The 13,705-nt window shown below is 30.2% G+C and carries 13 protein-coding genes; all 13 read left to right on the top strand.

The features are described from left to right. The 13 genes from G507_RS17400 (at position 1) to G507_RS0113215 (ending at position 13,702) form a co-directional block, all read left to right on the top strand. Entirely contained in the window at positions 1–957 is a 957-nt protein-coding gene (locus G507_RS17400) for a glycosyltransferase (protein ID WP_026717922.1), read from the top strand. Between the two features lie 2 nt (positions 958–959). Then, complete coding sequence (locus G507_RS0113160; protein ID WP_035666278.1) at positions 960–2,033, top strand: glycosyltransferase family 2 protein; 1,074 nt, start codon at positions 960–962, stop codon at positions 2,031–2,033. Next, positions 2,030–3,157: a glycosyltransferase gene (locus G507_RS0113165; RefSeq protein ID WP_026717924.1), complete on the top strand. Its 1,128-nt coding sequence runs from the start codon at positions 2,030–2,032 to the stop codon at positions 3,155–3,157. The genes G507_RS0113160 and G507_RS0113165 overlap by 4 nt, the downstream gene beginning before the upstream one ends. Beyond that, a complete protein-coding gene (locus G507_RS0113170; RefSeq protein WP_026717925.1) occupies positions 3,150–3,935 on the top strand; it encodes a glycosyltransferase family 2 protein in 786 nt (261 codons plus the stop codon). The genes G507_RS0113165 and G507_RS0113170 overlap by 8 nt, the downstream gene beginning before the upstream one ends. After that, positions 3,936–4,814, top strand: a complete 879-nt coding sequence (locus G507_RS0113175; RefSeq protein ID WP_026717926.1) for an FkbM family methyltransferase — start codon at positions 3,936–3,938, stop codon at positions 4,812–4,814. It abuts the gene before it with no gap. A gap of 13 nt (positions 4,815–4,827) precedes the next feature. Beyond that, complete coding sequence (locus G507_RS0113180; protein WP_026717927.1) at positions 4,828–5,985, top strand: acylneuraminate cytidylyltransferase; 1,158 nt, start codon at positions 4,828–4,830, stop codon at positions 5,983–5,985. Positions 5,986–6,142: 157 nt separating this feature from the next. Next, positions 6,143–7,018, top strand: a complete 876-nt coding sequence (locus tag G507_RS0113185) for an N-acetylneuraminate synthase family protein (RefSeq protein WP_026717928.1) — start codon at positions 6,143–6,145, stop codon at positions 7,016–7,018. 1 nt (position 7,019) lies between these two features. Continuing rightward, positions 7,020–7,841, top strand: a complete 822-nt coding sequence (locus G507_RS0113190) for a polysaccharide pyruvyl transferase family protein (protein ID WP_026717929.1) — start codon at positions 7,020–7,022, stop codon at positions 7,839–7,841. A gap of 104 nt (positions 7,842–7,945) precedes the next feature. Continuing rightward, complete coding sequence (locus tag G507_RS0113195) at positions 7,946–9,349, top strand: glycosyltransferase family protein (RefSeq protein ID WP_035666279.1); 1,404 nt, start codon at positions 7,946–7,948, stop codon at positions 9,347–9,349. Beyond that, positions 9,346–10,224 (top strand): hypothetical protein, encoded by an 879-nt coding sequence (locus tag G507_RS0113200; RefSeq protein ID WP_026717931.1) that lies wholly within the window; start codon positions 9,346–9,348, stop codon positions 10,222–10,224. Before G507_RS0113195 ends, G507_RS0113200 begins: the two co-directional genes overlap by 4 nt. 14 nt (positions 10,225–10,238) lie before the next feature. Continuing rightward, positions 10,239–11,672, top strand: a complete 1,434-nt coding sequence (locus G507_RS0113205; RefSeq protein WP_026717932.1) for an MBOAT family O-acyltransferase — start codon at positions 10,239–10,241, stop codon at positions 11,670–11,672. Continuing rightward, positions 11,672–12,544 (top strand): hypothetical protein, encoded by an 873-nt coding sequence (locus G507_RS0113210; RefSeq protein ID WP_026717933.1) that lies wholly within the window; start codon positions 11,672–11,674, stop codon positions 12,542–12,544. The genes G507_RS0113205 and G507_RS0113210 overlap by 1 nt, the downstream gene beginning before the upstream one ends. 12 nt (positions 12,545–12,556) lie before the next feature. Further along, the gene (locus tag G507_RS0113215) at positions 12,557–13,702 is read left to right on the top strand and encodes a glycosyltransferase family 4 protein (RefSeq protein ID WP_026717934.1); all 1,146 of its coding nucleotides are present in this window, start codon (positions 12,557–12,559) and stop codon (positions 13,700–13,702) included. Positions 13,703–13,705 lie beyond the last annotated feature (3 nt).

The following is a 13,705-nucleotide window of genomic DNA, read 5'->3' on the forward strand; positions in this document are numbered from 1 at the left end:
ATGAATAATCATCTTGTATCTATAATTATTCCAACATATAATCGTGCTCATTTAATAAATGAAACGCTTGAGAGTATAATAGGGCAAAAATATTCAAATTGGGAATGTATTATAGTTGATGATGGGAGTACTGATAATACTAAGGAAATTTTAAAAACTTATTTGTTAAATGACAAACGGTTTAAATATTTTGAAAGACCATTAGATCGATTGGCAGGGGGAAATGCAGCTCGAAATTATGGTTTTGAGAAAAGTAGTGGGGAATTTATTCAATGGTTTGATAGTGATGACTTAATGCATGAAGATTTATTAGGTGAAAAAGTCGCAATATTAATTGCCAATCCAGAATGTGATTATTGTCTCTCTAAAATGACCGCTTTTAAAAAAAGAGGTAATATTCGTATAAATATTAAAGAAACAAATATTATAGCTACTAAATTTCTTGAGGATTATTTAAGAAAAATTATTGCTGTAGGAACTCCTACTTCTTTATGGAGAAAAAGCATTCTAAATAAAGTTGAATTATTTGATGAATCTTTAAAACAGTCTCAGGATCTAGAGTTTCATTCTAGAATATTTTTCAATTTTCCTAATTATTGTTTTATTAATAAATCATTAATTTTTTACAGAACAGATCAAAATTCAATTTCTAATCGTTTTTTTATCAATTTGGAAGAATATTTAGACTCCTTTCTGGAAGTTAGAAGGCGAATTATTAAATTAGATAAATTTAATAAAGAAATAGCTCTTATTGAAATCAAAGAAATTTTAGGGATTTTGCGTTACTGCCTTGCCTCCAAAAGATATGTACTTGGAAAAAAAATAATTGTTTTTCTTCGGGCAAATTGTAACTTTACTGATATACGAGTTAAATTAGAGGGTATTTTTTTATTCTATTCTTTATTTAAACTACTAGGAAGAGGAGATACTAAATTTAAATTTCTACTAAAACTCTAACTATGATATCTCTAGTCCTGACTAATCGCAATCGCGATTTAAGAATTGTAAAAAACTGTTTGGTCTCTTTGATAAATCAGTCAGATATTGATTTTGAATTATTTTTAGTTGATTATGGATCTGAGGATGACTATTTGTCTGAATTAAAGCTTTTAGTTATGACTTTTCCAAAGATAAAATTACTTTGTTGTCCTACAATGGGACAATTATGGAGTAAATGTAGATCTATTAATTTAGCGCTTCAAAAAAGTACTCAGCCCTATTTTGTAGTAGGCGATATTGACTTAGTTTTTCATGTGTCTTACATAAATATTTTGAAAAAATTGGCTCATAAAAAAAAAGTTTACTATTTTCAATATGGTTTTTTAAGTGAGCAAGAATCTTTAAAACACAAAAATTTTGAAGCGTTTGATGTCGACTTTAAAGGAAGTGAACATGTGACAGGGAATACAATGTTTCCAACAGAAGCTTTACGATCGGTTAATGGTTTTGATGAGTTTTATCAAGGTTGGGGTGCTGAAGATACTGATGCTCATATACGCATGCAAAATTCAGGATTGGAAGTTGTTTTTTATGAAGATGAAATTTTAGTAAAGCATCAATGGCATCCTAAAGCTTATCGCAGTATAAAAAGTACGAGTCCTTACCATTCTAATTTAGAGCGTATCAATCTAGAATATATGAAGCTTTCGCAAGTTACAAGAAGAGTTAAGGTGAATCTAGATTTTGCCTGGGGACAAATTACCAGCGATGAAGCATATATTAAATTACAATACCCTACTCTTACTTTTCAACTCACAAATTCAGTGTTGAAAACAAATGCCATTTTAGCTCAATTTAATAATTTTCACCAAGAAGTAGTTGCAATAGAAATTACACCAATATCTTTTTTTGAAAAATTTAAAAATTACTTTAAAAAAGTATTGGGTAGAAAACATCAACCTTATTATAAAATGGAACATTTGAATAATTTACTTCTTGAAGAAATTATTAAAAATTATAGAAATTGTCCTTATAGTTATACTTTTGATCGACGAACTAATACTATACGATTGGTTATAAACTTTGCGTCATGAAAATTGTTCTAGTGTCTATACCTAACCTTCATTTTTTTAGATGGACGAATCAATTAAAAGATTCAGGCCATGAGGTTTATTGGTTTGATATTTCGGGAATGAGCCCTAGGGTTGAGAAAATAAGTTGGGTGCAGCAAAAAGTAAATTGGAAACTAAAAATAAATTATTGGGGAAGAAGTTTTGTAAAAAAACACTTTCCAAAAGTCTATAAGTTTGTGCAAAAGTATAATGAAAAAAATACAGCTTTAACTTTTGAATATTATCTTAATCATATACAGCCTGATGTAGTTCATAGTTTTGCACTATATGTTTCATGTGCTCCTATCATTTCTGTAATGGAAAAAAAAACTAATTTGAAATGGATTTATTCTTCTTGGGGAAGTGATTTGTTTTATTTTCAAAATTTCACAGAATCCTTAAATGATATTAAACGTGTTTTGCCAAGAGTTGATTATTTGTTTACAGATTGTAAGCGAGATTATGCAATTGCCAAATCTTATGGTTTTACGGGTCGCTTTTTAGGTGTTTTTCCAGGAGGTGGAGGCTTTGATTTAGTAAGTATGGAGGCGTTTAAATTACCATATAAAAAGAGAAAAATTATTTTGATTAAAGGTTTTCAAGGACGTTCGGGCAGGGTTATACCTGTTTTTAAAGCTATTGAAAAACTTCAAAATGAGTTGATTAACTATCAAATTGTTGTTTTTGGAACAGATGTTGAGGCATTTTCTTATCTAGAATCTTCTGTACTTCTTGGTTGGGATAATTTTAAGGCTGTTGGTAAAATATCTCATGTTGAAGTTCTTCAATTAATGGGTAAGTCTTTAATTTATATAGGAAATAGCAATTCAGATGGAATGCCAAACACTATGTTAGAGGCAATTTGTATGGGTGTTTTTCCAATTCAATCTAATCCTGGGAATGCTACAGAAGAGTTGATTCAAGATGGTATTAATGGCTTATTAATTGAAGATTGTGAGGATGTAACTTCTATAGAAAAATTAATATTAGAATCTTTGTACATTGATTTTGAAAAAATAAATAATGATTTGTTGATTAGAAGTTTGGATACAATTATTATTGAAAATAAAGTTCAGGCAATTTATAAAACTATAAGTGATGATTAGTGTTGTGATTCGTAATAAAAATGAAGCTTATTATTTAGAAAGAACTTTAAAGATCTTGACCCAATTTTATGCTGATGATATAGATGAAATTATCTTAGTTGACAATCAATCTACCGATACTAGTTTGTTAGTTGGAGCAAAATATAATTGCAAAATTTTAACTAGTACTCAATTTACTTATGGTAGTGCTATTAATTTGGGTATTGAAAACACAAAAAACGAAATTATATTGCTATTGAGTTCCCATGCTGTTCCTATAGGTAATAGTTTTTTTAAGAATTCAATACGATTTATATCAGATAAAAGGGATTGGGCAGGTGTTCGTTTTATTAATAGCGTTAAGAATTTTGAACGTGCTTTAGTACATGATTTTAAAGTAAAACAACCTTTAGATTTTGGATTGATGGCAGCTTGTTGTTTGGTTTCTAAATCTGTTTGGGAACAGTTTAAGTTTGATGAACTTTTACCCTTTAGTGAAGATAAAGAATGGTCACAAAGAGTAATGAAGAGTGGTTATGCAATCTATGACTTTAATGAGACTTTTTTTTACGAAATTAATAGGTCTGAAGTTTCTCAATTGCATCGTTTTAAAAATGAAACATTAGCAACATATACCTTGCAGCAGGATCTGAAATTCCCTACTGATTTAAAGATAGTTCTTTCTTTTTTTAAAAAAGTTTTTGTTACTAATGTACTTCAGTTTTTCAAGAGTTTTTCAAGAGATTTTAAAAGGTTTAAAGTAAAACTTTGGATATCCCATCAATTAAAAAAAAGTTAGATGAAAAAAATAAAAAACTTATATAGAATTAGTTTAAAACAAAAAGGTATTCTGTTTTTTTATTACCTTTTTAAAGCCTTAAAGTTAAAGCCCACTTTACGTCAATTAGAAGTAAATGAATTGTTCCATCATTTAATCTATTCGGATGGGAAACTTATTTCAGAAGATGAGAATACTTTTAAAGTTTATATCTTTAACTTTGCTGTACTCATAAATATTCGAAAATATCCTTCTAGCGATTTAAAAGTTTTTGGTCAAGTTTTTCGTGGTCATGAGTATAAAAGTGTAGTTGAATTATATAAAAAGCATTTTGGTGCTGCCCCTAAAAATATAATTGATGCAGGAGCAAATGTTGGTTATACTTCTGTTTTTTTTAACTATAATTTTCCTGAAACTACTTTAGCAATTATTGAACCTAGTGATGAAAATTTTGCAATGATTGAAGAGAATTTTGCAATTAATGACATAACAGCCCAATTGTTTAAAGGAGGCTTATGGGATAAAAATACCTATTTAAAAATTGTTAGAGACTTTAGAGATCAGTCAGATTGGTCTATAAGGGTTGAAGAAACTAATAATAACTCAGGTTTAAGGGCTTTTACCGTAGATCATGTCCTACAAAATTCTGGTTTTGATGTTGTAGATATTTTTAAAATAGATATTGAAGGCGCCGAGAAACAAGTTTTCAGTGCTAAAGACTCATTGGGGTTTTTAAAACATACAAAATGTATAGCATTGGAAATACACGATGAATTTGATTGCAGAAAAGATATTGAAGATACTTTAGAGCACTATGGCTTTGAATTGATTCATGCAGGAGAACTAACTTTAGGAATAAATAAAAACCTAATTAATTTTGATTCGTCAGAACTAATTTAATAACTCAAATTATATGAAAAAAGTAGCCATAATTCCTTTGCGCAAAGGATCAAAAGGAATACCAGGAAAAAACACAAAAAAAATGTTAGGTAGGCCTTTGTTTACTTGGGTTTTAGAAGCTGCAATTTTTTCTGAATTGGACGAGGTTTATATTTTTACGGATGATAAGAATGTTTTAAATTTCGTGGCAAAAGAATATCAATGGACTACTAAAGTTAAAGGCATTCTTCGTGACGATATTAATGCTAATGATATGGCTTCCACAGAAAGTGCGATGTTAGAATTTACTTCTAAAATAGCTAACGATTTTGATTTATTATGCTTGCTTCAAGCTACTTCACCATTGACAACTTTTTTAGATATTAATGCTGTACTAAGACAAATAACTGAAGAGCAAAAAGTATCAGCACTAACCGTTGTAAAGACGCATCGCTTTACTTGGAATGCAGATGGGACTGCTCAAAACTATGATGTTTTTAATCGTCCAAGAAGACAAGATTTTGAAGGACTATTGATGGAAAATGGAGCTGTTTATGCTAGTAGCAAAGAAGCTTTTTTAACCTCTAGAAACAGAGTCAGTGCTCCAATTGGGTTAGTTGAAATGTCTGAAGAAACATTGGTTGAAATTGATAGTTTGAGTGATTGGTTACTAGTTGAAAGTTTATTAGCTGAAAGGCAAAAATCTTTAAAAAAGCAAGAGCAAATTAAGTATTTGGTATTGGATGTAGACGGTGTTTTTACCGACGGCTGTGTTTATTTTGGAGCAGAAGGAGAGCTGATGAAAAAATTTGATATGCGAGATGGCATGGGTTTAGAAATTTTGAGGCAAACTGGAGTCGATGTAGTTGTAATGACCTCTGAAAATTCAGAGTTAGTGTCCCAAAGAATGAAAAAATTACAAATTAACCATGTCTTTTTAGGCGTTAAAGATAAGCACTCCTTACTTCAGCATTTTACTATTGAAAAAAATGTGACTTGGTCTAATTTGGCCTATGTTGGGGACGATGTTAATGATTTGGCTAATTTATGTTCGGTAGGTTGGTCTTTTGCACCAGCCAATGCAACTTTAGTAGTTAAATCTCATGTTGATGTCATTCTAAATCATGATTCTGCTGCTGGTGCTGTTAGAGAAGTTAGCGAATGGGTTATGAGGTACAATAAGAGGTTTTAGCATTAGATTAATGAGGGAGTCGGAGGAGTGTCTTTTTTTATAAATTATAGTTTTCATTTAAAACGTTTACTTAAGGGTTAAATCTCAAACTTTAAGTCGCTAAAATTGTGATTATTCAATTAAATTAATTTTCTTTGCTGTTCTATAAAAAAATAAAATGAATACTTATAAAGCCCCATATGTAATTGCTGAGATTGGATGTAACCATAAAGGTGAAATGACCATTGCAAAAGAGTTAATTAAAATAGCTAAAATATTTTGTAATGCTGATGCTGTAAAATTTCAAAAAAGAAATAATACGGAACTGTTAACAGAAGATCAGTATAATGCACCACATCCTAATCCTATTAATTCCTATGGAGATACTTATGGGGCTCACCGTGAATATTTAGAATTTGATGTAAAACAACATGCAGAACTAAAGGCATATTGTGAGGAATTAGGAATTGAATATTCTACTTCTGTTTGGGATACTACATCTGCTCAAGAGATTGCTTCTTTAAAACCAACTTTTATTAAAATACCATCTGCTTGTAATAATAATTATGACATGTTGGGTTGGTTGTGTGATCATTATGAGGGAGAAATTCATATCTCAACAGGTATGACTACAAAAGATGAAACTGATGATTTAGTTCGTTTTTTTGAATCTAAAGGCAGAAATAAAGATTTAGTTTTATATAATTGTACGTCCGGATACCCAGTGCCATTTGAAGATGTTTGTTTATTAGATATTAATTTATTAATTGAAAAATATGGAGACAAAGTAAAGCATATTGGTTTTTCTGGTCATCATCTTGGTATTGCGGTAGATGTAGCAGCTTTTACCTTAGGAGCAAACGTAATTGAACGCCATTACACGATTGATAGAACATGGAAAGGAACAGATCATGCCGCTTCTTTAGAACCAGAAGGATTGCGTAAACTTTCACGCGATTTAAAGGCAGTTCATAAAGCCTTAAATTTTAAAAGTCAAGATATTCTTCCTATAGAACAAGTGCAACGTGATAAATTAAAAAATAAAAAAGTTTAACATGTTTAAAAACACCATCCGATTATTTTGGTGGAATGAAAAAATTATACAAGGCAAATCGAAAGAAAACTATGGGGATGTCTTGGGTCGTTATTTGGTTGAAAAAATTTCTGGCAGAAAAGTAGTTTTTGCATGGCCTAAAAAGTTTTCAATTTACGATTTCTTTAATCCCATTTATGTTACTATTGGTAGTATTATTCATAATGTAAATCACAAATGTATCGTTTGGGGAAGTGGTATAATTAATCAAGAAATTAAAGTAAAGAATGCTGTTTTTTTAGCAGTTAGAGGTCCACAGACTAGAAGTTTTTTATTAAATTTTGGTTATGATGTTCCCGAAGTTTATGGAGACCCTGCTTTACTGTTGCCCCGTTATTTTAATCCAAAAGTTCAGAAAAAACATAAAATAGGTATTGTTCCTCATTATAACGACTATAGATTAATTAGCGATTGGTTTCGGGATCGAGAAGATATAGTAGTTATTGATATGATGACTAATGATATTGAGTCTAAAACCATTGAGTTTTTAGAATGTGAATCCATTATATCATCCTCTTTACATGGGATTATTGTTGCTCATTCTTATGGTATTCCTGCTGTTTGGCAAAAATTTTCTAATAAAGTCTTTGGTGATGATATTAAATATCAGGATTATATGGAATCTGTAGGCTTAGCCTTTTATAGACCAGATATAAAAACAAGCCCTTATACAGTTAAAGAGTATGAAGAACTTTTTGAAACTTTGCCAAGCCTTCCTGATCCTAAAGCTCTTGAACATTTGTGTAATGGTTTGATGGATGTGTGTCCTTTTAAATCCAAATAATTTCACTTTTTTAAGCTCTGCTTTATCTTTAAAACTCTTTTGTAATTTTCTGTTCTTATGGTAAGAAGTACTATATTTGCTTTCTTATTAAAGAATTGAAGATTATGAGTAAAAAAGCATTTATATTTTTACCTGATGGAGTTGGATTGCGTAATTTTGCATTAACTACTTTTAATGCTATTGGGAAAAGTCTAGGATATGAAATTACCTATTGGAACAATACCCCTTTTAAAATAAAGGAAGAATTGGGTTATGATGAGGTTGTTTTAACGAATCATCAGTTACATCCCATGACAACAGTTTTTACTCGAGCTAGAAAGCGTTGTGAGTTAAATATTTTTGATAAAAAATTTAACGAAACCGTTTACAATACCTATAATTTCCCACAATCATATAAAGGAATAAAAAATATTATAAAAAGTTTAAATGTTGATTTTTTAGTAGCTACCAAATCTACTGAAAAAGGTGTTAATGTAATTCGAGAAAAAATTAAAGAATTAGAACGTTCTACATCTAAATATGAGTATTGTAAACGACAATTACAAGAGCATAAGCCTGATATTGTTTTTTGTACAAATCCAAGACCCACACAAGCGATTGCTCCTGTTTTAGCTGCTCAAGATTTAGGTATTCCAACTGCAAGTTTTATTTTTTCTTGGGATAATTTGCCTAAAGCCACTACTTTAATAGAGCCAGATTTTTATTTTGTTTGGAGTGATTATATGAAAAACGAATTGTTGCGCTATTGCCCGTATGTTAAACCCGAACAAATTTTTGTTACAGGAACCCCTCAATTTGAGAGTCATTTTGATGAAAGCTTATTGCAAACTAAAGAAGTTTTTTTTAAGAGTCACAATTTAAATTTAGAAAAAAAATATATATGTTTTTCAGGTGATGATATTGTAACTTCTCCCTTAGATCAATTGTATATTGAAGATTTAGCTCTATCTGTTAGAGAACTAAATACACAAGGATATAATTTAGGTATTATTTATCGTAAATGCCCTGTTGACTTTACAAGTCGTTATGATGCAGTTTTAGAACAATATAAAGATGTTATTGTTTCTGTTGATCCATTATGGAGACCCGTTGGAACGAGTTGGAATGAAATTATGCCCACCAAGGAAGATTTTGCATTACAGGCTAATATTTGCCATCATACCGAATTCGTTGGAAATATTGCTTCTTCTATGGTTTTTGATTTTGTAGCCCACGGTAAATCTTGTTTGTTTTTTGATTATGAACAACCTCAATTGCAAGAAGGAATACGTGATATAGGTCAGAATTACAAGTATATTCACTTTCGTTCTATGCCAACGAACGAGGCCGCTCTATTTGTACATAATAAAAAAGATTTGACAGCTATTGTTAAAGCCATTTTAGAAGGGAGATTAACAAATGTACCAGTTGGTAAAAAGTGGTTTGATGTTGTTGTAGGTACTGAGCCTAAAAAGGCTTCTGAGACAATATGGAAAGCAATAGACGTTATCTTAAAAAATAAAATTTGAGTAAGTTTATTCTATTTATAATTAAAATTTTAGCCATTTTATTTCTAGCGGCTTTGTTGCTTGATGTTCTTTACACATCCTTATATTCTAATGTTGTAAATACCACTAAGTTTGATTTTATTAAAAATCAGCATGATAAGCATTTTAATTATGTTTTTATGGGTTCTTCTAGAGTAGTGAATCATATTAATCCAAGAATAATAGATTCAATGACGAATAAGAAATCGATTAATTTTGGAGTTATGGATGCAAAACCAAAAGATATATTTACGCTGTTGCAGTTGATGGATCTTTATTCCATTCAATCCGATACTCTTTTTATTCAGACTGATTATTATTATAACTCTAGGGATAAATCGAAGTTCTTATATGTGGATTTATTGCCCTATATTAGGGATCAAAGAATTATTACTTCCTATTTTCGGGATGAAAAGGATTTTTGGAGTTTGTATTATTTTCCTTTTTATCGCTACAGTAAAAATAGTTCTAAATTAGGTGTTAGAGAATTAGTTGTTTCCTTAAAAAGAAAGAATATTTTTGAGCAAGATAAAGGATACATTGGTTTAAAAGGTAGCGATGGTAAATGGCAAAGAGAATTGCCAAAGAAGTTGAAAAAGAATTCATTTTATAACGATAGTATAAAAAACTATTTAAATAGTACCAATAATATAGCTATTTTTTTTACGGCACCTTTTCGACCAGATACTAAAAACTTATTTTTTGTTTCGCAACTGAAAAAGGAATACCAGATGTTTTGGGATTTTTCAATGCTAATTTCGGATGATAAATTGTTCAAAAATGGTTATCATTTAAATGATGAAGGAGCTCAACAATTTTCACAACAATTTTCTAACACAATAATTTCTAAACAGTAACATTACCCTAAGCTATGTTTTTTAACTCCGTATCCTTTGCGATTTTTTTACCAATAGTTTTTGTATTGTATTGGTTGGTATTTAATAAAAGTAAAACGAGTCAAAATACAATTTTGATACTAGCTAGTTATTATTTTTATTCTTGCTGGGATTGGCGTTTTCTTTTTCTATTAGTATTTTCTACTCTTTTGGATTATTTTAGTGCAATAATGATGGAGAATAGTAGCACGGATACTAAACGAAAGATTTGGTTGTGGCTGACTGTTGGTATTAACCTTGGTTTTCTGGGGGTTTTTAAATATTATGATTTTTTTGCATCTTCTTTTGCTGTTTTGTTGAATGGATTTGGGTTAAAAGCACATCCTTATTTATTAGAATTAGTATTGCCTGTGGGTATTTCGTTTTATACCTTTCATGGCTTGTCTTATGTAATTGATACTTATTATAAAAGAATTACTGCCGAACGCAATTTTATTGATTATTCATTATTTGTGAGTTATTTTCCACTGTTGGTTGCTGGTCCGATTGAACGTGCTACACATTTGCTTCCACAAGTAAAAATTAAAAGAGATTTTAATTTTGAAAAAGCTAAAGAAGGTATTTATCAGATTATTTGGGGATTAGTAAAAAAAGTAGTTATTGCTGATAGTTGTGCTACTTATGCAAATGCAATTTTTGATCATTATGAAAGTATGAATTCTCTAACTTTACTTTTGGGAGCTGTTTATTTTGCCTTTCAGATTTATGGAGATTTTTCAGGATATTCAGATATTGCTTTAGGAACCTCTAAATTATTTGGTATTGATTTGTTGAAGAATTTTAATTATCCTTATTTTTCTAGAGATATAGCCGAGTTTTGGAGGCGTTGGCATATTTCACTTTCTTCTTGGTTTAAGGATTATTTATATATTCCGTTAGGAGGAAGTAAGGGAGGAACGTGGATGAAAGTTCGCAATACGTTTATTATTTTTATAGTAAGTGGTTTTTGGCATGGGGCAAACTGGACCTTTATTATTTGGGGTTTCTTAAATGCACTTTATTTTTTACCTTTATTATTGCAAAATAAAAATCGTGCTAATATGGATAGCATTGTGTTGGGTCGAAATTTAGCAAGTATAAAGACTCTTGTTTCTATGTTATTTACCTTTTCTTTAACTTGTTTTGCGTGGATTTTTTTCAGGTCGAAATCGATAGTTGAGGCCTTTGGTTATATCAAAAGAATGTTTAGTAATTTTCATTTTGAAAGTCAGTATTTAAATAATGAGCGTTACAATTTTGAATTACTGTTGTTAGTTTTGATATTTGTGCTCGTAGAATGGTATAGTAGGACTAGAGAAGAACCTTTGTCGGGTAAATTTAGTTGGATTAAAGTAACTTTAGCTCTAATAGCGTTATTGACCTTAGGTGTTTATTCAGATTATAAGGAATTTATTTATTTTCAATTTTAATGAAACATTTTTTATTTTTTATCGGAAAAATAATTTTACTCCTATTGCTTTCAGCTAGTGTGTTAGACTTGAGTTATACCTATATTTATTCTAAATCTACCACTAGAAACAAAGTTGCAAATGTGCTGAACTCAACTTCGAAAAGTTATGATGTAATTATGTTGGGCTCTTCTCGAGCTAATAATCACTTTGATACTCAGTTATTTGTTGATAAAGGCTTAAAATCTTTTAATTATGGTATTAGTGGGTCTAGGCTTCAAGAATCTGCCTTGCTTCTCCAGTTAATGCTAGTTAATGATTATGACCTCAAAACTGTTATTCTTGAAATTGATTTAAATATTAATTCAGAGGGTTATTCAGAAGGTACAAGAGCTCTGTTTATGCCTTGTTTACGTTCCAATAAAATAGTCTCTAATTATTATGAGGATATTATTCCTGAATTTAATTTACTCTATTATGTTCCCTTTTATAGATATATAAATTATGATTCTCAAATTGGGTTTAGAGAACTTTTTTTCTCGGCTATTAATAAGCCATCTGCAAGTATTCAAAATTTAGGTTTTTCTGGTTTGAAAGGTTCAGGGACTAATATGAAGTATGATTTATCGAAATACTCGGTAAAGAAAAATAAAGATTATGAATTTATTAAAGATATTTGCAAAGCGCACAAAATAAATTTACTTGTACTTAGTACTCCAATGTGTTCACAAGTTAAAGGAATAGAGTATTTCGATGCTATAAATACAATTTATCCGGAAGTTCATAATTATGAAAATTCAGTTACAGGTGATCAATATTTTTCCTCCTGTGGGCATATGAATACAAAAGGAGCAGCATTATTTACACAACAAATTATTAATGATTTTTTTTAAAAATACACAAATATGCATATTGCTTTTCTAACTCCAGAGTATCCACATCCTAAAGCAAAACACGCTGGGGGTCTGGGAACAAGTGTTAAAAATTTAGCCATGGCTTTGGTTGAAAAGGGAATACGAGTTAGTGTTTTTATTTATGGTCAACCCGTACAAGAAGTTTTTGAAGAAGAAGGAATTCGATTTCATCTAATTGATGATAAAAAGTATCTTTATGGTAAATGGTTTTTTTACAGAAAGCATATTCAAAATTATTTACAGCGCATTATAAAAGAAGAAGCTATTGATTTATTAGAAGCACCTGATTGGACAGGGATTACAGCTTTTATGCGTTTTAAAATTCCTTTAGTGATTCGTTTTCATGGAAGTGATACTTATTTTTGTCACATTGAAAAGCGTAAACAAAAATGGAAAAACCACTGGTTTGAATCTTTAGCGGTAAAAAATGCACAAGGTTATATTGCGCCAACAAGTTTTGCGGGTAAAATTTCATCAGAACTCTTTGGTATTCCTATAGAAAAAGTTCAAACAATTCATTATGGATTGAATTTGGATCAATTTCAAAATGAAAATCCCTTGCAATTTGAGAAGGGTTTACTGCTATATATTGGCACAATTATTAGAAAGAAAGGGGTTTTTGAATTGCCAGAAATATTTAAAAAAGTACATGACAAGTTTCCAGAGGCTAAACTAGTACTCATAGGTGGAGACTCTAAAGATGTTCAAACTGGTTCCATTTCTACATGGCAATTATTAAAAGAACAATTTGGTGAGGGTTTATTAAATTATGTAACTTATTTAGGTAAAGTGCCTTATTCTGAAGTTCAGACTGCTATTAAAAATGCCAATGTTTGTTTGTTTCCAACTTATGCTGAGACTTTAGGAATGGTTACGATAGAATCTATGGCGATGCAAAAAGCTGTAGTAAATAGTAATATTGGTTGGGCTCAAGAGTTGATGGAAGATGGTAAGAGTGGTTTTTTGATTCACCCTTCAGATCATGATGCCTATTCAGATAGAATTCTTCAACTTATTAATGATTCTCAATTAGCTATTTCTATTGGGATTGAAGCCAGAAAATATGTGCTGGATAAATTTGACATTTTAAAACAAGCATCTCTTAACATTGACTTTTATGAAAAAATGATACATTAAGTA

Source organism: Flavobacterium gelidilacus DSM 15343 (assembly GCF_000422685.1).
Classification (GTDB): Bacteria; Bacteroidota; Bacteroidia; order Flavobacteriales; family Flavobacteriaceae; genus Flavobacterium; species Flavobacterium gelidilacus.

What these genes read in the sequence shown, in the direction of transcription:
- G507_RS0113165 (WP_026717924.1), top strand. Translation starts at nt 2,030, where the DNA reads ATGAAAATTGTTCTAGTGTCTATACCTAACCTTCATTTTTTTAGATGG.
- G507_RS0113160 (WP_035666278.1), top strand. Translation starts at nt 960, where the DNA reads ATGATATCTCTAGTCCTGACTAATCGCAATCGCGATTTAAGAATTGTA.
- G507_RS0113215 (WP_026717934.1), top strand. Translation starts at nt 12,557, where the DNA reads ATGCATATTGCTTTTCTAACTCCAGAGTATCCACATCCTAAAGCAAAA.
- G507_RS0113195 (WP_035666279.1), top strand. Translation starts at nt 7,946, where the DNA reads ATGAGTAAAAAAGCATTTATATTTTTACCTGATGGAGTTGGATTGCGT.
- G507_RS0113180 (WP_026717927.1), top strand. Translation starts at nt 4,828, where the DNA reads ATGAAAAAAGTAGCCATAATTCCTTTGCGCAAAGGATCAAAAGGAATA.
- G507_RS17400 (WP_026717922.1), top strand. Translation starts at nt 1, where the DNA reads ATGAATAATCATCTTGTATCTATAATTATTCCAACATATAATCGTGCT.
- G507_RS0113205 (WP_026717932.1), top strand. Translation starts at nt 10,239, where the DNA reads ATGTTTTTTAACTCCGTATCCTTTGCGATTTTTTTACCAATAGTTTTT.
- G507_RS0113185 (WP_026717928.1), top strand. Translation starts at nt 6,143, where the DNA reads ATGAATACTTATAAAGCCCCATATGTAATTGCTGAGATTGGATGTAAC.
- G507_RS0113190 (WP_026717929.1), top strand. Translation starts at nt 7,020, where the DNA reads ATGTTTAAAAACACCATCCGATTATTTTGGTGGAATGAAAAAATTATA.
- G507_RS0113210 (WP_026717933.1), top strand. Translation starts at nt 11,672, where the DNA reads ATGAAACATTTTTTATTTTTTATCGGAAAAATAATTTTACTCCTATTG.
- G507_RS0113170 (WP_026717925.1), top strand. Translation starts at nt 3,150, where the DNA reads ATGATTAGTGTTGTGATTCGTAATAAAAATGAAGCTTATTATTTAGAA.
- G507_RS0113175 (WP_026717926.1), top strand. Translation starts at nt 3,936, where the DNA reads ATGAAAAAAATAAAAAACTTATATAGAATTAGTTTAAAACAAAAAGGT.